Annotated in this window: 21 protein-coding genes; 15 read left to right on the plus strand and 6 right to left on the minus strand. The window is 34.7% G+C overall.

Annotation, left to right across the window (positions count from 1 at the left end):
• Nucleotides 1-21: 21 nt before the first annotated feature.
• Complete coding sequence (locus tag BM383_RS01680) at nucleotides 22-1347, minus strand: M16 family metallopeptidase (RefSeq protein WP_093022107.1); 1326 nt, start codon at nucleotides 1345-1347, stop codon at nucleotides 22-24.
• 209 nt (nucleotides 1348-1556) lie between these two features.
• Here BM383_RS01680 and BM383_RS01685 point away from each other — a divergent pair, with 209 nt between their 5' ends.
• The 3 genes from BM383_RS01685 to rpmA all read left to right on the plus strand — a co-directional run bounded on the left by BM383_RS01685 (nucleotide 1557) and on the right by rpmA (nucleotide 2885).
• Nucleotides 1557-2033 (plus strand): DUF4199 domain-containing protein, encoded by a 477-nt coding sequence (locus BM383_RS01685; protein ID WP_245766506.1) that lies wholly within the window; start codon nucleotides 1557-1559, stop codon nucleotides 2031-2033.
• A gap of 78 nt (nucleotides 2034-2111) precedes the next feature.
• Nucleotides 2112-2597, plus strand: coding sequence for a 50S ribosomal protein L21 (gene rplU / locus BM383_RS01690; protein WP_093022110.1), 486 nt, complete (start codon nucleotides 2112-2114; stop codon nucleotides 2595-2597).
• A gap of 27 nt (nucleotides 2598-2624) precedes the next feature.
• Entirely contained in the window at nucleotides 2625-2885 is a 261-nt protein-coding gene (gene rpmA / locus BM383_RS01695; RefSeq protein WP_093022113.1) for a 50S ribosomal protein L27, read from the plus strand.
• An 83-nt stretch (nucleotides 2886-2968) separates the two neighbouring features.
• Here the strand turns inward: rpmA and BM383_RS01700 are convergent, their stop codons facing one another.
• Together BM383_RS01700 and BM383_RS01705 are read right to left on the minus strand one after the other, a co-directional pair.
• Nucleotides 2969-4663, minus strand: a complete 1695-nt coding sequence (locus BM383_RS01700; protein ID WP_177229051.1) for a ribonucleoside-diphosphate reductase subunit alpha — start codon at nucleotides 4661-4663, stop codon at nucleotides 2969-2971.
• Nucleotides 4664-4684: 21 nt separating this feature from the next.
• Nucleotides 4685-5659: a ribonucleotide-diphosphate reductase subunit beta gene (locus tag BM383_RS01705; RefSeq protein WP_093022120.1), complete on the minus strand. Its 975-nt coding sequence runs from the start codon at nucleotides 5657-5659 to the stop codon at nucleotides 4685-4687.
• Between the two features lie 321 nt (nucleotides 5660-5980).
• Between BM383_RS01705 and BM383_RS01710 the strand changes: the two genes are divergently transcribed.
• From BM383_RS01710 to BM383_RS01725, 4 genes are all read left to right on the plus strand, one after another.
• Nucleotides 5981-7564 (plus strand): tetratricopeptide repeat protein, encoded by a 1584-nt coding sequence (locus BM383_RS01710; RefSeq protein ID WP_093022123.1) that lies wholly within the window; start codon nucleotides 5981-5983, stop codon nucleotides 7562-7564.
• A gap of 166 nt (nucleotides 7565-7730) precedes the next feature.
• On the plus strand, nucleotides 7731-10598 hold the full coding sequence (locus tag BM383_RS01715) for a TonB-dependent receptor (protein WP_093022126.1): 2868 nt from the start codon (nucleotides 7731-7733) through the stop codon (nucleotides 10596-10598).
• 25 nt (nucleotides 10599-10623) lie between these two features.
• Nucleotides 10624-11640 carry a phytase gene (locus BM383_RS01720; protein ID WP_093023404.1) on the plus strand — a complete coding sequence of 339 codons (1017 nt, stop codon included), beginning with the start codon at nucleotides 10624-10626 and terminating at the stop codon, nucleotides 11638-11640.
• A gap of 217 nt (nucleotides 11641-11857) precedes the next feature.
• Nucleotides 11858-12034 (plus strand): histone H1, encoded by a 177-nt coding sequence (locus BM383_RS01725; protein ID WP_245766507.1) that lies wholly within the window; start codon nucleotides 11858-11860, stop codon nucleotides 12032-12034.
• Nucleotides 12035-12110: 76 nt separating this feature from the next.
• On the opposite strand, the gene BM383_RS01730 is transcribed toward BM383_RS01725, so the two are convergent.
• Together BM383_RS01730 and ahcY are read right to left on the minus strand one after the other, a co-directional pair.
• Complete coding sequence (locus BM383_RS01730; RefSeq protein WP_093023406.1) at nucleotides 12111-12605, minus strand: DUF6646 family protein; 495 nt, start codon at nucleotides 12603-12605, stop codon at nucleotides 12111-12113.
• Nucleotides 12606-12714: 109 nt separating this feature from the next.
• Nucleotides 12715-14031: an adenosylhomocysteinase gene (gene ahcY / locus BM383_RS01735; protein WP_093022132.1), complete on the minus strand. Its 1317-nt coding sequence runs from the start codon at nucleotides 14029-14031 to the stop codon at nucleotides 12715-12717.
• Nucleotides 14032-14138: 107 nt separating this feature from the next.
• Between ahcY and BM383_RS01740 the strand changes: the two genes are divergently transcribed.
• From BM383_RS01740 to BM383_RS01770, 7 genes are all read left to right on the plus strand, one after another.
• Nucleotides 14139-14768, plus strand: coding sequence for a 4'-phosphopantetheinyl transferase family protein (locus BM383_RS01740; protein WP_093022135.1), 630 nt, complete (start codon nucleotides 14139-14141; stop codon nucleotides 14766-14768).
• Nucleotides 14769-14772: 4 nt separating this feature from the next.
• Nucleotides 14773-15495, plus strand: coding sequence for a geranylgeranylglyceryl/heptaprenylglyceryl phosphate synthase (locus BM383_RS01745; protein WP_245766508.1), 723 nt, complete (start codon nucleotides 14773-14775; stop codon nucleotides 15493-15495).
• Nucleotides 15496-15513: 18 nt separating this feature from the next.
• On the plus strand, nucleotides 15514-16137 hold the full coding sequence (gene pnuC, locus BM383_RS01750) for a nicotinamide riboside transporter PnuC (protein ID WP_093022141.1): 624 nt from the start codon (nucleotides 15514-15516) through the stop codon (nucleotides 16135-16137).
• Nucleotides 16107-16670: an AAA family ATPase gene (locus BM383_RS01755; protein WP_093022144.1), complete on the plus strand. Its 564-nt coding sequence runs from the start codon at nucleotides 16107-16109 to the stop codon at nucleotides 16668-16670. The genes pnuC and BM383_RS01755 overlap by 31 nt, the downstream gene beginning before the upstream one ends.
• Nucleotides 16667-18232, plus strand: coding sequence for a DUF4301 family protein (locus tag BM383_RS01760; RefSeq protein WP_317040048.1), 1566 nt, complete (start codon nucleotides 16667-16669; stop codon nucleotides 18230-18232). The genes BM383_RS01755 and BM383_RS01760 overlap by 4 nt, the downstream gene beginning before the upstream one ends.
• 187 nt (nucleotides 18233-18419) lie before the next feature.
• Nucleotides 18420-18719, plus strand: a complete 300-nt coding sequence (locus tag BM383_RS01765) for a hypothetical protein (protein WP_093022150.1) — start codon at nucleotides 18420-18422, stop codon at nucleotides 18717-18719.
• A gap of 118 nt (nucleotides 18720-18837) precedes the next feature.
• Nucleotides 18838-20208: a sigma-54-dependent transcriptional regulator gene (locus BM383_RS01770; protein ID WP_093022153.1), complete on the plus strand. Its 1371-nt coding sequence runs from the start codon at nucleotides 18838-18840 to the stop codon at nucleotides 20206-20208.
• On the opposite strand, the gene BM383_RS01775 is transcribed toward BM383_RS01770, so the two are convergent.
• Nucleotides 20190-22643 (minus strand): hybrid sensor histidine kinase/response regulator, encoded by a 2454-nt coding sequence (locus tag BM383_RS01775; RefSeq protein ID WP_093022156.1) that lies wholly within the window; start codon nucleotides 22641-22643, stop codon nucleotides 20190-20192. The genes BM383_RS01770 and BM383_RS01775 overlap by 19 nt on opposite strands.
• Nucleotides 22644-22932: 289 nt before the next feature.
• Between BM383_RS01775 and BM383_RS01780 the strand changes: the two genes are divergently transcribed.
• Nucleotides 22933-25113 carry a TonB-dependent receptor gene (locus BM383_RS01780; protein WP_093022159.1) on the plus strand — a complete coding sequence of 727 codons (2181 nt, stop codon included), beginning with the start codon at nucleotides 22933-22935 and terminating at the stop codon, nucleotides 25111-25113.
• Nucleotides 25114-25159 lie beyond the last annotated feature (46 nt).

A 25159-nucleotide genomic window follows, 5' to 3' on the forward strand; every position in this document is an offset into this window, starting at 1 on the left:
GACTGTCTGTTTTTTTATTTCTTATTCAGCTGGTTCTGGTAAGTAATCTAGTTCTAAACGTTGATTCTTTTTCAAGTATTCGTTTGCTACTCTTTTGATGTCTTCTCTCGTAATATCACGGTAGATTTCAATTTCTTTGTTTACCAAAGAAGTATCACCATAAAGCATGTAGTATCTTGCTAAAGAATTTGCAATTCCTTGAATGCTTGAGTTAGAGTTTACAAAGTTGTTTTCAAACTGATTTCTTAATTTTTGATATTCTCTTTCTGTAATCAATTCCGTCTGAATTTTGGTAATCTCTTCATCAATAGATTCAGCCAAGGTTTCTAGAGAAGTATCAGCTAAAGGAAGTGCTCCAATAATATAAGTTCCATAGTCTTCCATAGATCTTGGGAATGCTAAAACCTGCATAGCAATTTTTTGCTCGTCTACCATTTTCTTGTACAAACGAGAACTTTTTCCGCCAGTTAATAAGGTAGAGATATAATCCAAAACATATGCATCTCTTTCTTTCATACTAGGTGTTTTGTATGCAAAGATTTTCAATGGAATTTGAATATTGGAATCATATTCTGTTTCCATGATAGTAGCTGTAATAGGCTCTTCTTTTACAACAGTTCTTTCTGGTTTTGGAGCATGATTTTCAATAGGAGCAAAATAATCGTTGATCATTTTCTTTGTGTCCGAAAAATCAATATCACCTGCAACTACCAAGACAGCGTTGTTTGGATTGTAGAATTTCTCGTTGAAAGCACGGAATTCTTCCAGCTTAGCAGCATCTAGATCTTCCATACTACCAATTACAGATTCTTTGTATGGATGGTTTTTGAAAAGAAACGGATTAATTCCTGTACCATAAATTACTTTTCCATAAGGAGCATTGTCTATTCGTTGTCTTTTTTCTTCTTTAACAACTTCGTTTTGCGTGTCTACACCAATTTGGTTGATAACCGGGTGCATCATACGCTCGCTTTCCATCCAAAGACCTAATTCAAGATTGTTAGAAGGAAATGTTTCGTAGTAATACGTTCTGTCTTGTGTTGTATTGGCGTTGTTGCTTCCTCCGTGAGAAGAAACTATTCCAAACCATTCACCTCTTTCAATGTTTTCGGTTCCTTCAAATAAAAGGTGTTCAAAGAAGTGCGCAAAACCTGTTCTTCCAGGTTCTTCGTCTTTAGAACCCACGTGGTACATTACTGATGTAGTAACTACGGGTGCCGAATTATCTTGATGTAGAATTACGTGCAGACCATTGTCAAGGTCATATTCTTCATAAGCAACTTCCTGTGCAAAGGATAAGCTACCAAGTAACATAGCAGCAGCTACTGTTAGTAAGTTTTTCTTCATTGTTTTGATGCTTTTTATTAATCAATGATTGTAAAACTGATATGTATATGGTTGGCGTAAATTGTTACATACTTTTGTTAAGAACCTTTCATAATTTAACATTATTATCTTAATTATTTTCTAAATACTGGAATATCAGACTGTTTTGTTCTGAAATAAAGAGTTCTTTTTTGTATTTTAAGGAGAAACGCTTTTAAAAAATAGTAATTATGGAAAAGATAAAGAATGTTAGTATTAAATATGGTATCATAACAGCGATAGCTTACATTGTATACTTTTTATTAATCAGATTGATAGGAATGCATGAAAATCCTTGGTTTAGATTGTTTAATGGGATTATTATGTTTGCAGGATTGTACGCTGCAGTGAAAGAATATAAAAGTAAAGATTCTATTCGCATGACCTATTATAGTGGTTTTAGAGCTGCGCTATTCACGGGTTTTTTGTCTACAATCATTTTTATACTGTTCATGGCAATTTATATGTATCATTTAGATACCGAATTTGTAAAAAATGTGATGGATTCTTGGTTTGAAGATTATAACCAAGGACCTGCAATAGTTTTATTTTTAATTTTTGTAGAAGGCTTGGCTTCCAGTATGATACTTACGTTGACCATCATGCAAAAAGAGAAGAAAAGTCAGAATTTGAAGCAGGACAAAAAAATATATCAGCAAAAAGTATAAAGTATTTGTAGTTTAAGGAATTAGGTTTATATTTGCACTCATTTTTTAGTAAACTAATATTAATTAAACGGATACGCTATGTATGCAATTGTAGAGATAGCAGGGCAGCAATTTAAAGTTGCAAAAGACCAAAAAGTATACGTAAACCGTTTATCTGAAGATGAAGGTGCTTCTATTTCTGTAGGAAATGTACTTTTATTAGATGATAATGGTTCTGTAACAATTGGCGCCCCGGCTATAGACGGAGCTTCTGTAGAAGTAAAAGTCTTAAAACACCTTAAAGGTGATAAAGTTATTGTTTTCAAGAAGAAAAGACGTAAAGGTTACAAAGTGAAAAACGGTCACAGACAAGCCTTAACTCAAATTGTTATTGAAGATATTATAGCTACTGGAGCTAAAAAAGCTAAAGCTGAGAAAAAAGCGGATGCACCAAAACAAGAAACCGAAGCTTCTAACGATTTAAGCAAAAATACTGTTGCTGAATTGAGAGAAATTGCTAAGGAAAAAGGAGTTGAAGGATATTCTTCAATGAAAAAAGCTGAATTAATTGCAGCGTTAAGTTAAGTTTAACCCATTTAAAATTATTAAGACATGGCTCACAAGAAAGGTGTCGGTAGTTCGAAGAACGGTAGAGAATCAGAATCGAAACGCTTAGGTGTTAAGATTTTTGGAGGACAAGCTGCTATCGCTGGTAATATTTTAGTACGTCAGCGTGGTACAGCTCACAACCCAGGTGAAAATGTTTACATGGGTAAAGATCACACATTACACGCTAGAGTTGACGGTGTTGTAAAATTTGAAAAGAAAAGAGATAACAAATCTTATGTTTCTATAGTTCCTTTTGAAGCATAATTTTTACTTCTTTTTATAAGATATAAAAAAAGCGTTTGAGATTTTCAAACGCTTTTTTTTATGGATTTTACTGTGAATCTTACCTAAGATTCACAGCTACTACAGTTTACTAAATTGTTTACCATTTCTTTAGAAACACTTTGGCTTCGTTGGTAATACAAAGTTTTTACGCCAAGTTTCCATGCTTCTATTAGAAGTTTATTTACCTCTTTGATAGGAACCGCAGCAGGAATGTTGATGTTCAAACTCTGAGATTGATCTACAAATTTCTGGCGAATAGATGCCTGAATAATAATTTCTAACTGACTGATTTCTTTAAAGGTTTTAAATACATCCTTTTCAGTTTGTGAAAGCTCTTCTAATTTTTGAACACTTCCGCCATCTAGCATTATATTTCTCCAAGTGTCTTCGTTATCAATACCTTTTTCTTCAAGTAATTGTTTTAGGTATTTATTTTTTCTGATGAAATTACCTTTAGATAATCCTGCTTTGTAATAGTTGCTGCTAAAAGGTTCTATTCCAGGAGAAGTTTGTCCTAAAATTGCAGAAGATGAAGTTGTTGGTGCAATGGCTAGTGTGGTAGTGTTTCTTCTACCGTAACCTTGTAAAACTTCTGGTTCTCCGTATATTCTGGCTAATTCTTCACTAGCTTTATCTGCTTTGTTTTGAATGTGTTGGAAGATTTCAGTAGTCTTCATTTTGGCTTCCATGCTTTCAAATGGAATCATGTTCTTCTGAAGGTAAGAATGCCAACCTAGAACACCTAAACCTAGTGCACGGTGTCTTTTTGCAAATCTGTTAGCGGATGCTAAGTAATGATTGTCTTCTGTTTTAACGATGAATTCTTGTAATACAGCATCTAAGAAATAGATAGCCAATTTTACAGCTTCGGTATCTTTCCATTCATCATATAATTCTAGATTCATAGAAGATAAACAGCAAATAAAAGATTCATCTATAGATGATGGAAGCATGATTTCTGAACACAAGTTACTAGCGTTCACTTGCATGCCTTTGTCTTTATAAACTTGTGGTTTATTTCGGTTTACATTGTCTGTAAAGAAAATATAAGGCAATCCTTTTTGTTGACGACTTTCTAAAACTTTTGCCCAAACTTTACGTTTGTCCATGTCGCCATCTATCATTTCTTGCATCCAATAATCAGAAACACAAACACCGTAGAATAGGTTTTGAATTGGGTTTCCTATATCTTTAATTTTCAAGAACTCTTCAATATCCGGATGGTCAATATCCAAGTAAGTTGCAAAAGCTCCACGGCGAACACCTCCTTGAGAAATGGTATCCATAGCGGTGTCAAACAACTTCATGAAACTTACGGCACCACTACTTTTTCCGTTATCAGTAACTGCGCTTCCTCTGGCACGTAGAGAGCCAAAATAACCAGATGTTCCACCTCCAATTTTGGTTTGCATGATTACTTCACCCAATTTGTGTGTAATTCCTTCAATATGATCAGGAATATGTACATTGAAACAAGAAATGGGCAATCCTCTTTCGGTACCCATATTTGCCCAAATTGGAGAGCTCAAACTCATCCAGCCGCGTTCTATCATTTCTTGGAACGATTCTTTTAACTCTGGCTTGTACAATCTTTTTGCAGCAGCTGTAGTAATTCTATCAATAGCACCTTCAACAGTTTCTCCTTTTAAAAGGTAACCTCTGTTTAAGATTTGTTCGCTTTCTTCATTTTTCCACCAAAGTTTCTTTCTTAATTTTGAGTCGGTTTCGTTTGTTAATGGCAATTCTTTTGTAAACATGTTAATTGGGTTTTTGGGGAATTAAAATAAATCGTTCGCAGTTATACTTTTATCGTGTTTTGTGTAGTCAACAGGTCTTTTTGCGAAGAAATCGTCTAAGCTATTCGCAAAAACTTCTTCTTCAAACCAGCGTAAAGGAGCGTATTCTTCGGCTGTAACACCGTATATTTTGTCCATACCTATTTTCTCCATGCTGTCATCTATACGAAACTTCATGAAGTTTAATAAGTCTTCTTTCTTAACATTTTCTAGGTGACCGTCTTCAAAAATCCAGTCTAAAATTTTTCCTTCAATATCTAAAGAGTGTTTTACAGTTTCTTTGATATGTGCAATGGTCTCATCATCAAAAAAGTCTGGGTATTCCTCTTTAATTTTGTTAACAAGATAGATTCCTCCATTTGCGTGAATTTGCTCATCCACAGAAGTCCAGGCGATAATGTTGCTTACATTTTTCATTAAACCTCTGAAACGGGTAAATGATAAAATAATGGCAAACTGACTGAAAAGAGATACATTTTCTATAAGAATAGAGAATAATATCAAGGAAACTACATATTTTTTATTGTCTTGCGAGTTGGCATTTTGCAACGCTTGTGATAAATATTCCACACGCTCTTTAATGACAGGAACTTCTAGCAAGTCTCTAAATTCATTATTATATCCCAAAACTTCTAACAGCCTTGAGTAAGCCTCTGAATGTCTAAACTCACACTCAGCAAATGTAGTTCCTAATCCATTTAATTCTGGTTTTGGAAAGTGATTATAGATGTTTCCCCAAAAAGATTTTACGGCTACTTCTATTTGAGCAATAGCCAATAAACTGTGCTTTATAGCAGTTTTTTCTGCTTGATTTAAATGAGAATGGAAGTCTTGCGTATCTGCTGTAAAATCAACTTCGCTATGTACCCAATACGCTTTGTTAATTGCTTCGGTAAATTGTAATACATCTGGGTACTCAAATGGTTTGTAGTTCACTCTTCTGTCAAAAATGGCCATAAGTCACACTGTTTTTAAAAATGTTCTTTTTCTACTTTTTTGTAATGTTTTTGAAATCAGGTTTCTGGAAAAAATGAATAGGGTGATGTTCATTTTTTATTGAGAAAACTAAGTTAAGTTTTCAAAACTTTTAATTTTCTAAAAATCGAAAAAAGATTTGAAAAGGTTATTAACAGCTTGTGAAGTGCCTTTTTATCAGGGTTTTGTGTTTTTTTAGCCTGTTGAATGTTTACAATTATTAAACAAAAAATGATAACAATCTAACTTTTAGATAATACAAAGTTTACAATTTTGCAAACTCTTTAACCAACCTTACTATACATGAATTCTACAAAATTGTTGCCCATTTTAGTGTTTTTTACCGCGCTTTCATTTGGTCAAAACCTAGCTGATTTACCAGTTTCCAATACATCAAAGGATTCGTTGTTTTATGCTTATAAAAATCAACTTAAAGAAGCGAAAGAAAATAAATCAATACAAAAAACATGTGAGATATACATACAACTGGGAAATTTTTTTAAGCAATCTGGAATTTTTCCTGAAGCCATAAAACAGCTGAATGAGGCTGCAAGTTTAGCCAAAGAATTGAAAAATGATTCATTACAAGTAGCTGTGGAAAATCAATTGGGGGAAATTCAGTTGTTGTTGAAGAATTATGATAAAGCCCAAAACTATCTTTCCAAAAGTATTCAAACAGCCACAACTTCTCATTTTCAGAAACTGGAGGCCATTGCTTATGAATTACTGGGAACCACCTATGAGAAGCAATCGAATTATTTATTGGCGCTGGAGCATCAAGAAAAAAGTTTGGCTTTGTTTGAAGCATTGGCAGATCATGAAGGTATTGCCATAGTGAATGAAAATATTGGAAGCATTTATGAAGATTTGGAGCAGTATGAGAAAGCTCGGGGCTATTTCATGAAATCCTACGCCTATTTTGTTCAGATTGATCATAAAGGTAGTATGAATGTTTTAAATAATATAGGTGATACTTTTAGGAAGACAGGAGATTATGAAACCGGTATCTACTACACGGAAAAAGCAAAAGAGTTGGCAAAGCAATACAAAGACGGTCATCAACTAGAAAGTGCCTATAGAGATTTGGCTAAGAATTATGTTTTCCAAAATGATTACAAGAAGGCGTACGAGTATTTGCAAAAGAGTAATAAGGTAAAGGAGCGTGAATTTTATTCGCAGAATTTTGATCAGATGAACGTATTGCAAACCGTATACGATACAAAAGTGAAGGAAGATCAAATATTGTCTTTAACGCAGCAAAATCAAATAAATAAAGCGCGTCAAAACCTCATGTGGTTCGCAATTTTAGTACTGATTTTAGGAGGAACTACTTTTTATTTTTTATTGAACAAAAAGCGAAAAGCAAATATTCAGTTACAGGAATATGAGCAGCGAATGATGCGAGCAGAACTGAAGCAAAAAGAAATAGAGGAAAAAAATCTTCAAAATGAAATCCATTTAAAAACGGCATCACTTTCAAAATACAGCTTGAATTTAGCTCAGAAAAACAAATTGATTACAGATGTTGCTGCAATGCTTACCAAAATTTCAGGAAGGTCCAAAGTAGATATTCATGCAAAATTGAAGTCGCTAGCCAAAGAGTTGGAAGATTCTTTGCAACACGATGATGAATGGGAAGAGTTTATGCACTTCTTTGAAGACATTCATCCAGACTTCATCAAGAATATTTCAAAAGCATCGGAGCAAGGTTTAACGTCAACCGAATTGCGCTTGGCCATGTTACTTCGTTTAAATCTTTCCTCCAAAGAAATAGCTTCTGTTTTAAGAGTAACACCAGATAGTGTTCGGGTAGCTAGATATCGTCTTCGAAAAAAATTACCCATAGATCACAAACAAGAATTGGTAAATTTCATGTTAGATATGTAGCAATGTTACCATCTTTTGCCTTCATGTTATTGTAATGTAAAGAAATCTTAATTGTTGCCTTGTTGTTCATGTGTTTTTTAGTGATTGTATACCTTTTGTTGCTATTGAGTTTACATTCTAATTAACTGACAAACATATTTTTGGATCAAATTTCAAAAACACAATAATGAAACTAACAACCACACTTAAAATTACATTTGTAACATGGATTGTTGCTTTGTTTACCGGTTTTGCACAACCGGGAAACGGTAATATTCATGGTACAATTACTGACGATTACGGAATTTATGTTCCGGGAGCATCTGTTATGATTACTTCTTTAGATAGAGGTGAAGTATCTGACCAAGACGGAGAATTTACGTTCGTTAACATTCCGGCAGGAAGTTATACGGTAACAGTAAAATATTTAGGTTTTAAAAACACCGAAGTAACTGTAGAAGTTACTACTGGTAAAACAGCTGCTTTAGATATAGTGCTTTCTTCTGAAAACGTTGAGTTAGAAGAAGTGGAAGTTATAGGGTATGGTCTTGGCGGACAAGCAAGAGCTTTGAATACTCAAAAGAATAATACCAATATTACCAATGTAGTTTCTACAGAACAAATAGGAAAATTTCCAGATGCGAATATTGGTGATGCCGTAAAGCGTATTCCTGGTATTACCATGCAGGTAGACCAAGGTGAAGCGCGTAATATTATTGTACGTGGTTTAGCGCCCCAACTAAACTCCGTTACTTTGAACGGCAGCCGTATTCCTTCTGCAGAAGGAGATAATAGAAATGTTCAGATGGATTTAATTCCGTCTGATATGATTCAAACCATTCAAGTGAGTAAAGCGGTTACACCAGATATGGATGCCGATGCATTGGGTGGATCTGTAAATTTGATCACACGTTCTTCTCCAAAAGATTTTCGTTTAAGTGCAACCGCTGGTTCTGGTATCAGTTTTATTACTGATAAAAGAATTTTGAACGGATCTTTCCTTGTGGGTGACCGTACCAAAAACGGAAAATTTGGTTGGATGCTTGCAGCGTCTTATAATGATAAAGATTTTGGTTCAGACGATATTGAAGCAGAATGGTCCAACGAGTTTGAGTACAATAATGGTGATGCAGACAATTTAGAGTCTGTAGATGTAAATCCGTATAATTCAACTTTTGAAAACAGAACATATTTAGTACAAAGAATTAGAAGAAGTTTCTCTGCTAATTTTGATTATAGCTTTGATGATAACAACAAAGTATATTTCAAATCTATGTATAACTGGAGAGACGATCGTGAGAATCGTTACCGAGTAGAATATGAAATTTTAGACGGAGAAGATATTGGTCCGGATGATTTTACTATTGAAAATGGAAATTTAACCATGTTTCCTGCGGAATCAAAAAGACAAACCAAAGGAGGAATCAGTAATGACAGAAATAAAAGCCGTCGTTTAGAAGATCAACGTATGCAAAACTATACAGTTGGTGGAGATCACTTATTCGGTTCTTTAAAATTCAACTGGTTGGCTTCTTATTCCAAAGCATCAGAAGAACGTTTAAACGAGCGTTACATTGAGTACGAAAGTGAGTTTACAGTAAATAGAGGAATAGACGGAGAATTTCCAATTTATACTCCTGTAAATGCTGCGGATGCCGCTTTGGAAAATTATGAGTTTGGAGAAATTACAGAAGAAAATCAATACACAGACGAGAAGGATATCAATTTCTTTGCAAACTTTGAATTACCTGCAAATTTCTTTGGACAAGGAGAAGGAATATTCAAGTTTGGAGCTAGAGGACGTTTCAAAAAGAAAGAAAGACAAAATGGTTTCAATGCGTTCGAGCCAACTAGCGGAATGGAAACTATGGCCGATGTTGCTACCAAAGATTATTCAGACGCTAATTACTTAGCAGGAAGTCAATACCAAGCTGGTTCTTTTGTAACTGCAGAATATTTAGGAGGTTTAAATCTTTTCAATACAGATCAGTTTGATATGTTCAATGTTCCAAGCGAGTATTTAGGAAGCAATTTTGATGTTTCAGAAAATGTAATCGCTGGATATGTAATGGCAAATCAGAAATTGTCTGATAAATTAGATGTGTTATTTGGTGTACGTGTAGAGAACACAAGTGTAGAAAGTAATGGTAATTCGTATGACCCAGATGCGGTAGACGATGCTGCAGAAAATGGCGAAGATTACTTAAGTTTGGTAAGCAATAATGCTGCCGATGCTTCTTATACAAACATTTTACCTGGGGTCCATTTCAAGTACAACGCTAGTGATAAAACTGTTTTACGTTTTGCTTGGACCAATACATTGGCTAGACCAAACTATGTAGACATGGCTCCTTTTGTAGAAACAGTTTCAGATGACGAAGAGATTGTTTTAGGAAATCCAGATCTTGATCCAACAACGTCTATGAACTTTGATTTTATGGCAGAGCACTATTACCAATCTGTTGGTATTCTTTCAGGAGGTGTTTTCTATAAAAGATTGAAAGATTTCATCTATACCAATGTGTATAACGATGCTAATGGTTTTGAAGTGTATCAACCTTTCAATGGTGATAATGCAACAATCTACGGAGCTGAAATTTCTTTCCAACGTCAATTAGACTTTTTACCAGGTTTTGCAAAGAACTTCGGTATTTATACGAATTATACTTACTTGCATTCAGAAGCGCAAGGAATTCGTAATGAAGACGGAGATATTCGTGGCGATATGGACTTGCCAGGTTCTACGCCAAATATGTTCAACGCTTCATTATCATACAGCGATAAAAAATTCAATGCACGTTTATCTGCAAACTTTTCAGATGCTTATCTAGATGAGCTTGGTGGAAACGATTTTGAAGATCGCTACTATGACAAACAATTTTTTGTAGACTTTAACGCTACATATTCGATCAATAAAAATCTTAGTTTATACGCTACATTGAACAATATAACCAACCAACCATTGCGTTATTATCAAGGTAGAAGTAATCAAACAATGCAGGCTGAATATTATGAGCGAGTGCTTACCTTTGGTTTAAAATATGATATTTATTAAGAACAAAACAGAACGTAGATTTATAATGAAGAAGTTTATCATATGTTTAAGCGCATTGAGCATTATTGCTTGTGCCGAAGAAAGATTACCGGCAATAGAACCGGATGTAATTACAGAGAAAACTCCAAACGATACCGATGATCCTGCAATTTGGGTAAATCCGGATGATGCTTCAAAAAGTATTGTATTTGGAACAGATAAAGATACCAACGGAGGAATTTATGCCTTTGATTTGGATGGAAAGATCATTAAAGAAAAGTGTATTCTCAATGTACAACGCCCAAATAATGTAGATCTACGTTACGGATTTCAACTAAATGATTCTGTGAAAACAGATATCATAGCGTTTACAGAAAGAGAAAAACAGCAAATTCGTGTGTTTTCTGTGCCGGATATGACGCCTCTTGATGGAGGCGGTATCCCGGTCTTTACAGATGAAACCGATAGAGCGAAACGTTTGCCAATGGGAATAAGTTTGTACAAGTCTCCCGAAACACAAAAAATGTATGCTATTGTTGGTAGAAAAGCAGGTCCAAAGGAAAATTATTTGTATCAATATGAGTTAAAAGCAGATTCTCTAGGTGTAGTTTCTGGATCGTTAGTGCGCAAATTTGGTGATTTTTCTGGCAAAAAGGAGATCGAAGCTATTGCTGTAGATGACGAGATGGGTTTTGTGTATTATTCTGATGAAATGGACGGTGTAAAGAAATATTATGCTGAGCCAAGCAAAGGAAATGAGCGTGTAGCATTCTTTGGAAATGACAACAAGTTTTCTGAAGATATAGAAGGTATTGCCATTGCAAACACAGGAAATGGTGAAGGTTATATCATTGTGAGTGACCAGCAAATGGGCTATTTCAATGTGTTTAGTAGAAAGGATAATTCTTTCATTAAGGCAATAAACCTAAGTACTACAGAAACCGATGGTTGTGACGTGGTGACAACGCCGTTGAACAGTACTTTTAAAACCGGACTTTTTGCAGCAATGAATGATGATGCATCTTTCTATTTCTATGATTTTTCAAAATTAGGATTAGAATAAATATTGAATTTTATAATAGTCGTGTTATGTCCTTTCTATAATTAGGAAGGACTTTTTTGAAAACATATATTTCAAATTGAAAGGAAGGTTTAAAAAAAAACCGTTATATTGCCGTCATAAGCATATTTCTTAGTAAAAAATTAATATGCTAGATTTGTAGAAAAGGCGATAATAAATGTATTTTCGCCGCCCAAACTTTAAAATGACATTTAAAATTATGAAAGAATTAATCGAGAAAATCAACGAGCAATACGAAATTTTTGCAACAGATGCTGCATTACAAGTTGAAAGCGGAAACAAAGCTGCTGGAACAAGAGCACGTAAAGCAACTTTAGAAATGACTAAGTTGATGAAAGAATTCCGTAAGGTATCTGTAGAAGCTGGTAAAAAATAATTTATCAACTTTTATAAATTAAAAAAGCTCTGTAATTGTTTACAGAGCTTTTTTGCTTCTAGAATATATGTTTTGATTACAAACTGAAACTTGCACCAACGTTAAAAACTGGTTGATTAAAGAGTTTTTCTTGTACAGTTAGATCATCTGTGTTGTATTTGGCAAGTGGAAAACCAACTTCTGCAAATAAACCAAATCCATCTGTGAAGAAATAGCGAGTTCCTACATGTCCGCCAAAATTCTTTAAACTTACGTCCAATCCAGGATACAAGTCAAAAGCGTCGCTTACTCCAATTACATCAGATAAATTTGCATTGAAACGAGCTTTAAGGTCAAAACGATCTCCAAAATTAGCATCTATAGGTTCTTCTACATCTAAAATGTAACTACTGGCTAATCCCACTGAAATGTTTTGGCCTAATCCATAATCATAAATTACAGCGATTCCTGTTCCGTGTTCTTGTAAACTAGCTCCAATAGATAGTTTTTGATCGTACTTACCTTCAAAAGCTTGTGCTTGTGTTGCAAACCCTATTAATAAAAAGCCAGCAACTAGTAATAATTTTTTCATCATAGTAATTTTAGGTGAATGTATTTTTAAGTAAATGTAGTAAGTGTTTTCAGTAATAAAAAACCCTTACCTAAAAAGATAAGGGTTTTAATATTTTATAAAGAAAATTTTAGTAACGGTAGTATTCTGGTTTGAATGGTCCTTCAACAGTTACACCAATGTATTCAGCTTGGTCTGTAGAAAGCTCTGTCAATTCAACTCCGATTTTTTCCAAGTGTAATTTTGCTACTTTTTCATCTAAGTGTTTTGGTAACATATACACTTCGTTTTTGTATTTATCAGCAAATTTCCACAATTCGATTTGCGCTAAAGTTTGGTTGGTAAATGAGTTACTCATTACAAAACTTGGGTGACCAGTTGCACAACCAAGGTTTACCAATCTACCTTCTGCTAAAAGAATAATATCGTTTCCGTTAACGGTATATTTGTCAACTTGTGGTTTAATTTCAACTTTGGTAGCACCATGGTTGTTGTTTAACCAAGCAACGTCGATCTCGTTATCAAAGTGTCCAATGTTACAAACAATGGTTTTATCTTTCATAGCTTCGAAATGCTCACCACGAACGATGTCTTTGTTACCAGTTGTAGTAATTACAATATCAGCTTTACCAACAACAGATTCCAAACGTTTTACTTCAAAACCGTCCATAGCAGCTTGTAATGCACAAATTGGGTCAATCTCAGTAACGGTAACAATAGCTCCGGTTCCGCGGAAAGATTGTGCAGTACCTTTACCAACATCTCCATAACCACAAACCACTACACGTTTACCAGCTAGCATAATATCAGTAGCTCTACGAACTGCATCTACTGCAGATTCACGACATCCGTATTTGTTATCGAATTTAGATTTGGTAACCGAATCATTTACATTAATGGCTGGCATTGGTAAAGTTCCGTTTTTCATTCTTTCGTATAAACGGTGAACTCCTGTAGTCGTTTCTTCGGAAAGTCCTTTGATTCCTGCAGCTAATTCAGGATACGTGTCTAAAACCATATTGGTTAAATCTCCACCGTCATCCAAAATCATGTTTAAGGGTTGTCTGTCTTCACCAAAGAAAAGTGTTTGTTCTATACACCAATCAAATTCCTCTGCGTTCATACCTTTCCAAGCATATACCGGAATTCCGGCAGCAGCAATTGCAGCAGCAGCGTGGTCTTGTGTAGAGAAAATGTTACAAGAACTCCAAGTAACATCTGCACCCAAAGCAACTAAAGTTTCAATTAAAACAGCTGTTTGAATGGTCATGTGTAAACAACCTGCAATACGTGCTCCTTTTAAAGGTTGCTCGTCTTTGTATTCTTCTCTTAGCGACATTAAACCTGGCATTTCTGCTTCGGCCAATTCAATCTCTTTTCTTCCCCAATCTGCTAAAGAAATATCTTTTACTTTATAAGGTACGTAAGGAATTGTTTTTGTACTCATATTAGTTTACTTATTTTTACAATTAAATCAGCCAATGCAAGGGCTGCGTTCATAATATGCTTTCCGTTTTACGGGCTGCAAATGTAAGCAATAACTTTTAAAATTTCATGCCACTTTACAAAACTATAACTATTAACCCCGATACTAAATTACTGATTTGGAAGATAGAAGAGTCTTTTGAAGCACTTTTAGAGGGAGCCGTTCTGAGTGAGAATTGCACTTTAAGGCTTTCTGGAATGAAATCGGAAATACATAAAAAGGGTTTTGTAAGCATTAGGCATTTGTTACAATTGTTTGGCTACACGGCGCATGATTTGTTTTATGACGAAAACGGAAAACCACATTTGCAGGATGGTACTCATATTTCTATTTCACATTCGTTTCAGTTTGCTGCAGTGATGATAGGAAAGCAACCATTGGGGATTGATATTGAAATGCAACGACCAAAAATATTGCGTATTGCACATAAATTTACCACGCTAGATGATTATGCGTATTTAGCCAATGAAGATGCTATCATGCGAAAATTAACCATGGTTTGGTGTGCCAAAGAGTCGCTGTATAAATTGTATGCAACGCCGGGTTTGAGCTTTTTGCAGCATATAGTGATTGATGAATTTGAAATGCATGAATTATGTTCTGGTGGAAATATTTTTTACGAATCGAAACATTCTGAATATCAAATTCATTATTTAGAATTCGACGGCTTTACATGCGCATATGCGCTTCCAAAATAGCATTATGATTTACGAAACTATAATAGAAGCAAAGCGAAAAGGCGAGTCTTTGATTTCGGTTTTAATGGACCCTGATAAAATTCAGCTCGAAGGCGTAGCAGATTTTATTCAGAAAATAAACGAAACCGTCATTTCTCATATTCTTGTAGGTGGAAGTACCGTTCCCGAAGGAATCACAGAACCTTTAGTCATAGAAATCAAAAAGCACACTCAAAAACCGGTAGTATTGTTTCCCGGAGACGTGTCGCAACTAACCAATGCAGCAGACGGATTGTTATTTTTGAATTTACTTTCCGGAAGAAATCCGGAGTATTTAATTGAACAACAAATAGCATCGGCTTCGTTTTTACGGTCTTCTTCTTTAGAAATCATGTCAACCGGTTACATTTTGGTAGATGGCGGAAAAGAAACAGCTACTATGAAGGTAACGCATACGCAACCCATAGTGGCTTCAGAAATTCAATTGATAAAAGACACTGCAAAAGCCGGTGAATTAATGGGAAACCGATTAATTTATTTAGAAACGGGTAGTGGAGCGCAATTTCCTGTTCCTTCAACAGTTGTAAAAGCAATTAAAGATGATCTTCAAATTCCTGTAATTGTTGGTGGTGGAATCCGTTGCAAAACTCAAATACTAGAAGCAAAAAAATCGGGAGCAGCTATGATTGTTATTGGTACTGCCTTCGAAGAGGATGCCGATTTTTACAATGAGTTAAAAAACATATAAAGTCTGTTAAAACAAGCTATGGAAGTAGTAATAAATTTTTTCTTTGATCCTTATAAAAATGCAACCATCATGGACATCGTCTTGGAGGCGGTTGTATTTTTCTTTGGTATTGCTAGTGTATACTATTCCAAAAAAGAAAATATCTTAGTATATCCAACAGGGTTGGTTGCTACAATTATTACAGTTTATCTGTTATATAAAGCTCACTATTACGGAGATATGATGATGAATTTTTACTATTCTGTAATGAGTATTTATGGTTGGTATAACTGGGCAAGAACCAAAGGAGATGAAAAAGTAGTACAAATTACACGTACCACCTCAAAAGAAAAATGGATAGGTTGTGCCATGTTTTTAATAACCATGTTGGTCACCTATTTAGTTTATATTGGTTTTGGATACGAATTAGAAAAAGCAAATTATATAGACATTTTCACCTCGGGAGTATTTTTTACGGCGATGTGGTATATGGCATTAAAAAAATTAGAAAACTGGACACTTTGGATTTTTGCTGATCTGATAACAATTCCGCTTTATGCATATAGGGGTTTAGGAATGTTATCACTACAATATGTAGTGTTCACAATATTGGCAGTTCAAGGATATTTTGCATGGAAGAAAAGCTTACACAACAACCAATAAATATTGTAAAGATTGCGTTGATAGGTCCCGAGTCTACCGGGAAAACAACACTTTCTCGTCAATTGGCAGAACATTACAAAACCAAATGGGTGCCGGAATATGCGCGAGAGTACCTTCAGAAGAAATGGGATACTTCAAAAGAAGTTTGTGAAAAAGAAGACTTTTTACCAATGGCAGTGGGGCAAATTGAGTTAGAAAATTCTTTGGCTAAAGAAGCAAATAAAGTATTGATTTGTGACACAGATCTTTTAGCTACCAAAGTATATTCCGAAATTTTCTATGATGGATATTGTGACCCAACTTTACACAAATTTGCACTTAAGAATACATACAATTTATATTTTTTAACGTATATTGACACTCCTTGGCAGAAAGATGATATTCGAGATCGTCCAGATAGCCGGGAATCAAATTTCCAAACCTTCAAACAAGCCTTAGACAAACACACCAAACCGTATGTCGTTTTGCAAGGAAACGAGCAAACAAGACTAACCAAAGCAATTAGAGAAATTAACACTTTACTAAAAACATGATGGAAACATTGACTAACGACGACAAAGACCAAATTGTAGAAAAAGGCATTTCTGCAGAGACTATTGAAAAACAGCTTGATCAATTTGAAGAAGGAATTCCCTTTGTAAATCTTGTAGCTCCTGCAACCTATGAGCATGGAATTTATAAGATTTCTGCTGAAAATAGAGAGAAGTACGTGAATATCTTTGAAGAAAAGATGGACACCCTTTGTTTATTAAAGTTTGTACCAGCATCGGGGGCGGCATCTCGTATGTTTAAAGCCGTTTTTAAATTTATTAATGAGTATAACCCGGAAGTTGAAACTTTTAATGCTTATGTGAATAGAGAAAAAGCTTTTGACATGAGCACATTCTTTATTGGTGTAGAGAAGTTTCCGTTTTACAAAGAGGTTGAAGAAAGTCTAAAAGAAAAGTTTCCAGATTTTGAAGATATGTCAGATGACTATCAGAAATATCATTTTGTTCGTGAATTGCTTTTAGAAGATGGTTTCAATTTTGGAACATACCCAAAAGGGGCTTTACCTTTTCACAGATACAAAACACACCCTTCAACCGCTTTTGAAGAACATTTATACGAAGCAGCTTTGTACGCTACTAGTAATGGAATAGCAAAATTACATTTCACAATTACCGAAGAACATCAAGAAAAGTTTGATAGTGAGTTCGAGAAAATTGAGAAGCACGTAATGAGTAAAACCGGTGTTAAGTTTGATATTTCTTTCTCATATCAAAAAAAATCTACAGATACCATTGCGGTAGATATGGATAATAAACCTTTTAGAAATGATGATGGTACTGTATTATTTAGACCAGGAGGTCACGGTGCTCTAATTGAGAATTTAAATGATGTAGATGCCGATATTATTTTCATCAAAAATATAGACAATGTAGTGGTGTTCCGTTACAAGCATACAGTGGCAGAATACAAGAAAATGCTTTCAGGGTTGTTAATGCTTATTCAGGAAAAAGCACACGGATATCGTAAATTATTAGATGAACCGTTAGTCTATTCAGATGATATTGAAAAGATTAAAACTTTCTTAGAAGAAAAGCTAAGTATTTCTATCACACCGCATTTCAAAATGTACAAAGAAGCATATCAAATTGAATATTTAAAAGAAATTTTAGATAGACCAATTAGAGTTTGTGGAATGGTGAAGAACGAAGGTGAACCGGGTGGTGGGCCATTTTGGGTTAAAGATGAAAATGCAAACATTTCGCTTCAAATTATAGAATCTGCTCAGATAGATATGTCTAGCAAATCACAACGTACAATTCTTCAAAAATCGTCACATTTCAATCCAGTTGATATTGTTTGTAGTGTTCGAAACTATAAAGGTGAAAAATTTGATCTAACGAAATTTGTAGATCCAAAGCAAGGATTCATTACCAACAAAACTCGTGAAGGTAGAGAATTAAAAGCATTAGAATTGCCAGGATTGTGGAATGGAGCTATGGCGCATTGGAATACAATTTTTGTAGAAGTTCCATTAAGTACATTTAATCCGGTAAAAACAGTAAATGATTTATTGAAACCAGCGCACCAGGTGAAACTTGCGTAACGTGTAATTGTTACACATAGAATAGTGTAACTATACAGCGAGTTTACAGTAATTAGCTGTTTGAAATAAAGTATTATGTTTTATAAACCTCTAAAAAACAATGTTTTAAAATGTTTTTTAGAGGTTTGTTCTTTTATGGCATTTTTTTTTCAATGTTATAAAGTATAAAAGAAAAAAAATAATTGCTATGAAAAAGTTAGTTGTTGCAGTAGGTTTACTGCTAGGAAGTTTTAACATGTTCGCAACTGCGGATGTAGAAAACACAAATGTTGAAACAAGTATTATGGTAAAGCAAGAAGGGTATAAGGAAATTCAAGTTTCCGATCTTCCTTCTGCAGTAACCAAAGCTTTTGAAAAAGATTTTCCAGGAGGAACTATTGATAAAGCTTATGTAAATACTGAAAAGAAATATAAACTAGAGGTGACTACGGCAGAAATGTCTACCACACTCTATGCAAACGAAAAGGGTGAATGGATTGAAGAGTAAATGATTCCCCTTTTACTCTTCAAGACGAAAAGGCTGCCTGATAGGCAGCTTTTTTTTATGTTTTTTTTATAAGAAATTTAGTGTTTACAGTCTATTTTTGTAGCTATTACCTTAGCATATGGCAAAAATATTAATTGTTGATGACGACATTACCTTCTCTTCGCTTTTAGAGCGTTTTCTTTCAAGATACAAACATCAGGTAACTGTTTGTCACAGCATAGAAGAAGCAACTCCATTTATAAGTAAGAAATTTGATCTTGTATTTTTAGATCTTCGTTTACCGGACGGTGATGGAATTACTTTTCTTGATGTGATTCAAGAGAAAGTAGCGCATCTTCCGGTTGTAATTATGACCAATTATGCAGAGGTTGCTTCCGCTGTAAATGCCATGAAGAAAGGTGCCTTTGATTATATTTCTAAGCCTTTTAATCAAGAAGCAGTTTTAGATGTAATTACCAATGTTACCAAATCAAGTTCGAAAAACAATACCAAAGAAAGTAGTAAAGAGGTAGCTACTCCTACAATTAAACCTTCAGAAAATACAGGTGCTAATAACACTTCGCAGTTTATTAAAGGAATTGGGAGTGCTTCCAAACAATTATCGGAATATATAAAACTAGTAGCGCCTACAGATATGTCGGTTCTTATTACCGGGGAAAGTGGAACCGGGAAAGAAGTGGTTGCGAAGTCTATTCATACACAGAGTAAACGTAAAGATTTTCCATTTGTAGCGGTTGATTGTGGCGCTATTCCAAAAGAAATTGCTTCCAGTGAATTTTTTGGACATGTAAAGGGGTCTTTCACCGGAGCGGTAACGGATAAAAAAGGACATTTTGAAGAAGCAAATGGCGGAACTATTTTCTTAGATGAGGTAGGGAATTTGTCATACGATAATCAAATTCAATTGTTAAGAGCACTTCAGGAAAGAAAAATAAAGCCTGTAGGAAGTTCTAAAGAAATATCGGTAGACATTCGTGTATTGGCTGCTACCAATGAAGATTTGTTAGAGGCTGTAGAAAAAGGACAGTTTAGAGAAGATTTGTACCACAGATTACATGAGTTTTCCATCAAGGTGCCACCTTTGGTAGAGCGTATGGAAGATTTGATGATTTTTGCAGACTATTTTTTAGAAAAAGCAAATCAACAATTGGGTAGAAGTCTTATTGGTTTTAGTAATGATGCAATGGCTGTAATGCAGCAATATCATTGGCCCGGTAATTTGCGTGAACTTCAAAATGTAATCAAAAGATCGGCATTGTTATCACAGGGAGATTATATTTCAGGCGCGGCTCTTCCACCTGAATTATCTACACCAAAGCCAACACCAAGTAGCAATTTTTCTTCTTTTAGTAAGCAAGACAATGAAAAGGAGTTGATTATTTCCGTTTTGAAAAAGGCGAATAATAATAAAACCCTCGCTGCAAAATTATTGAATGTCTCTAGAAAAACATTGTATAACAAATTGAAGACTTACGGATTAGATTCATAATACGCCTTCAATTGTGCTAAGGTTTCTTGAATAGCAGTATTAAAATCTTTGATGAGTGAATCAATTTCTTCTTGAGAGATTTCTTTTGATTTTTCTAACTGAAGTAAAATCTCTGTTTCTTTTTTGATGTCTAATTGTTTGAGCATTGTGAGCATTCGGTGACTCAGATCGCTAATGCCTTGCAAGTCTTTTTTGTGGTAATACACATTCAATGCTTTTACGTTCTCTTCAGTATCTTTTACATAGGTTTCAATAATTCCTTTTAAGGCTGTTTCATCATTCCCTAAAAATCCTGAAAGCGATGTGAGATCGTAATTTTTATCGGTTTTACAAGGCTTTACAGAAGCCGGTTCTGTGGTTTCTGGAACGGTTATAAGAGTTGTGTTTTCAAACAAATTTTGCAACGTTGCCAACATAGCATTTGGAGAATAGGGTTTGAAAAGAATAGCGCTAAAACCACTTTCGGTATAGTAGTTTTTTGGCATATCTTTTCGTCCTGTTACGGCAATAATGGGTTTGTTTATTTGCTGTTTTTGAAGAATGTCAAGAAATCTAAATCCATTCATTTCCGGTAATTGAATATCGGTTATAATAACATCGTATTCTAAATTTGGAAGTGCCTCAAGAGCTTTTTTTCCATTATCAAAAGGATGAACTTTTATCCCCGCATTGGTCAAAAATTCTTGGCAAAGTTGTAATAGTGTTTCGTCATCATCTATAACAACAGCAGTAATATTTTCAAGATCTTCTGAATGGATGTTTTCCGTTATTTCTTCTTCAATTTCCTCATCAGTAAAAATTGCGGGTAATTGAAGTGTAAAAGTACTTCCTTTGCCCGGCTCACTACAAACCGATAATGAACCTCCCATAAGACCGGCAAGTTTTTGAGAAATATTCAGCCCTAAACCAGATCCACCGAATTTCTTAACAGTATCATCTTCGGCTTGTCTAAATTCTTCAAAAATGAGTTCTTGCTTTTCTTTTGCAATTCCGATTCCCGTATCAGTAACGGCAACGGCTATAAAATTTTGATCTTCGGTTAACGAAATATCAATAGTAATGCTTCCTTCTGTAGTAAATTTAAAGGCGTTTCCAATCAAATTATACAACACTTGCTTGGTTCTGTATGGATCTCCAACTAGGTTTCGCTCGGTTTCTTCGTCGGTATTAAAACAGAGTTCTATATCTTTTGAAGTATGAATACTTTGAACGCTTAGTGCTGTTTCTTCTGCAATGGCTACTAGGTTGAATGGAACTTCTTCCATTTGAATTTTTCCTGCTTCGAGCTTCGTGTAGTCAAGTAAATCATCTACCAATTGTGTTACAAATCCGCTCGCATTTTTAATATGATCTATATAATACTTCTTTTTGGGATTGGTGATGGATTTAGCCAAAAGTTCGGTATAACCAACAATGGTATTTAAAGGAGTTCTTAGATCGTGACTCACCATGGAAACTAATTGTTCTCTACTTTTTAGTAATGAGTTACTGTATTCATTGGCTTCCTCCAGTTTTTCACGGTATCGTTTTGTTTTCCAGAAATCATTCAAGATGATCAAAGAAAATATAATGATCATGATAACCCCAATAATGGACGCAATGATAAGCACTCGTCTGCTTCGCGCCAAGGCTTCTGCTCTGTTTTTGTTAACCTGTTCTGCATTGACTAAAATCTCAGATTCTAGCTGCGTAAGCATGCTTTTCAATTGTTGAGAAACTATAAGGTCGTTGCTCAAGAGTTCTTCTTCTTTTTCTCGTAATGCTTCTTTTTGGCTAGTAGCTTTGAGGTGTATCTGTTTGATAAGGTTTTTTGAAGCTATGATGATAGAGTCCATTTCTGCTCTTTCTCTTTCTGACGGAGCTTCTTTTGGATTATTTTTATTTAGGAGTTCTAAATATTCCTCTAATACTTTACGCTCTTTTGATGAAAGTTTTTCAGGTTCTTCAACAAAATTTTCTACAGAAAGTCTCCCCATGTAATTCTCAAGATTAGCCAAAATTTTTATAGCATCTTGTAGACTTGCTTCTGCCGTATCATTTTTTCGTATTTCACGTAAATCTTTAATATTCTGTACTTTTTGATCTACAAGAATATTGACACTATCTAACAGTTTTTCATGTTCATTATTTGGAGTTGAATATTGAAGTCTGTCTATTTCGGTATGTAATTCTTCATTTTTAGATAGGTATTCATCAAATGTTTCATTGTCTTCAGATTGAATAGCAACTCTACCAAGACTTTCACTTTCATACATTAATGTAAGTACTTTACCAATGCTAATGATTTTATTGGTATCCTCGGAGCGTTCGTTTTGTATGTTGCTGAGTTTTTCAATTTCGCTCAGTATTGTATTTCCAACAACTATAGTTAAAACTGCTATAGCCAAATAACTCAGAAATACTTTAAGGGTGATGTTATTTTTGGAGCTATTCATTTTTTAAAAGTAGTAAATCAGAAACCACTATAAGTTAAAAAACTCTAAAAAAACCTTAGCTTATTAACAATTTCTTTATAAGTTTGCTGCGTCTCAAAGGGGTGCTCTAAATAACGAGCTGAGATCATACCCAATGAACCTGGAACAGGTAATGCTGTTTAGGGATATAAGGAAAAGCAATTGCTGTTGAAAAGTGCACGTTCACAACAATGGCTGTCATTTACTAACAAAAACTAATTATTTATAACTGAATAATTACCCCTTTTATTCGATACAAATTTTTGATCGAATGAAACATTTATTCATGTATGCTATGCTTTTTGGAGCCACCGCAATGGGCTGGTCTCAAGAGCAAACACAAGACACATTAACAACCAAAAAAGAACCGGTGAAGCTAGATGAAGTCTCGGTTTCTGCTACTAGGGTGAATAAGAAAACACCCGTGACCTTTTCTAATATTTCAAAAAAAGAAATCCAAAAGAGAAATTTAGGACAAGACATTCCAATGCTTATGAATTATTTACCGGGTGTAGTAACTACTTCCGATGCTGGTGCAGGAGTAGGATATACTGGTATTCGGGTTCGTGGTAGCGATGCTACTCGAGTAAACGTTACTATTAACGGTGTTCCCTATAATGATAGTGAAAGTCAAGGAACATATTGGGTGAACATGCCCGATTTTGCATCTTCAACAGAAAGTATTCAGTTGCAGCGAGGGGTGGGAACTTCTACCAATGGTTCGGGAGCTTTTGGAGCAAGTTTAAATTTGTTAACGGAAGGAGTTTCCAATCAATCTTCCGCTCAAATTTCTAATTCCTACGGAAGTTTTAATACGCACAAACATACCTTGAAGTTTTCTACCGGATTAATGAATGATCATTTTGAAGTTTCTGGTCGGCTTTCTAAAATTGCTTCAGATGGTTATATAGACAGGGCATCATCTGACCTAAAATCATATTTTTTACAAGGAGCGTATAAAGATAAGAACACCTTAATAAAAGCGTTGGTTTTTGGCGGACATGAAATTACGTATCAATCTTGGAACGGATTGGAAGATCCGTATTTGCTAGAGAATGATAGAACGTATAACACCGCCGGAATGTATTATGACGAAGAGGGCAATGTTCAGTTTTACGATAATGAAGTAGATAATTATAAGCAAGATCATGCTCAGCTTATTTGGACACAACAGTGGACAGATTTTTGGAATACCAACGTAACACTGCATTATACCTACGGAAGAGGTTTTTATGAGCAGTACAAAGAGGATTCAGATTTTGCAGATTATGGCTTGGAACCAATTGAAATAGGTGGTCAAACTATTGATGTAACCGATTTAATTAGAAGAAAATGGTTAGATAATGATTTTTACGGAACTGTTTTTTCTGCAAATTATAGTAAAGAGCAACTAGCGCTCACATTTGGTGGAGGCGTTAACCAATATCTAGGCAGACATTTTGGAGAAATTATTTGGGCAAGATATGCGTCTGATAGTGAAATTAGAGATAATTATTACAATGATGCTTCTACCAAGAATGATTTGAATGTATTCGCCAAAGCCAACTATAATCTAACCAAACAATGGAGTTTATATGCAGATATGCAATATAGAAGAGTGCGTTACAAAGCAAATGGTTCAGATACAGGTTTGGTAGATGATACGTTCAATTTTTTTAATCCAAAAGCAGGTTTGAATTTTGAATTGAATACTCAGAACAATTTTTATTTCTCTTATGCCAGAGCTCATAGAGAACCCAACAGAACTGACTATGAGAATGGAAGTCCAAAACCAGAAAAACTAAATGATTTTGAATTGGGTTGGCGTTATGAAGCTCCAAAATTCAAACTCAATTCAAACGTATACTATATGCGTTATCAAGATCAGTTGGTGTTAACAGGTGCTTTGGATGAAATTGGTTCTCCAATCCGTGCCAATAGTGGTGATAGTTATAGATTGGGATTAGAGCTAGATGCTACCATTGCCATTAGTTCTAAATTTGTGATGAGACCCAATTTGGCTTTGAGTACCAATAAGAATATTGATTTCTATTTTCAAAGAGATGGAGTTTTACAAGATTTAGGAAATACCAATATCTCTTACTCGCCTCAAATTGTGGCAGGAAATATATTCACTTTTATTCCTAGTACAAACTTTCAGGTTTCCCTATTGTCAAAATATGTGGGAGAACAATACATGGGGAATATAGATGCTGAAGGATCTAAACTGGCAGATTATTTTATCAATGATGTCAATGTAAATTATACCATTTCTTGTAATAAGGTTTTTAAATCTATCGTGTTTTCTGCATTACTCAACAATATATTTAATGTAGAATATATTTCAAACGGATATTTCTATACCTATGATGATACGTGGTCTAGCCCAAATATGGTAACCACTATTGAAGGAGCAGGCTATTACCCGCAAGCAAAATTCAATGCATTATTGGGTGTCACGTTAAACTTCTAAATTTAAAGGGTGTAAGTTTAGTTAAGCGTAAACTACAGAGGTAACT

The organism is Pustulibacterium marinum (genome assembly GCF_900116665.1).
GTDB lineage: Bacteria > Bacteroidota > Bacteroidia > Flavobacteriales > Flavobacteriaceae > Pustulibacterium > Pustulibacterium marinum.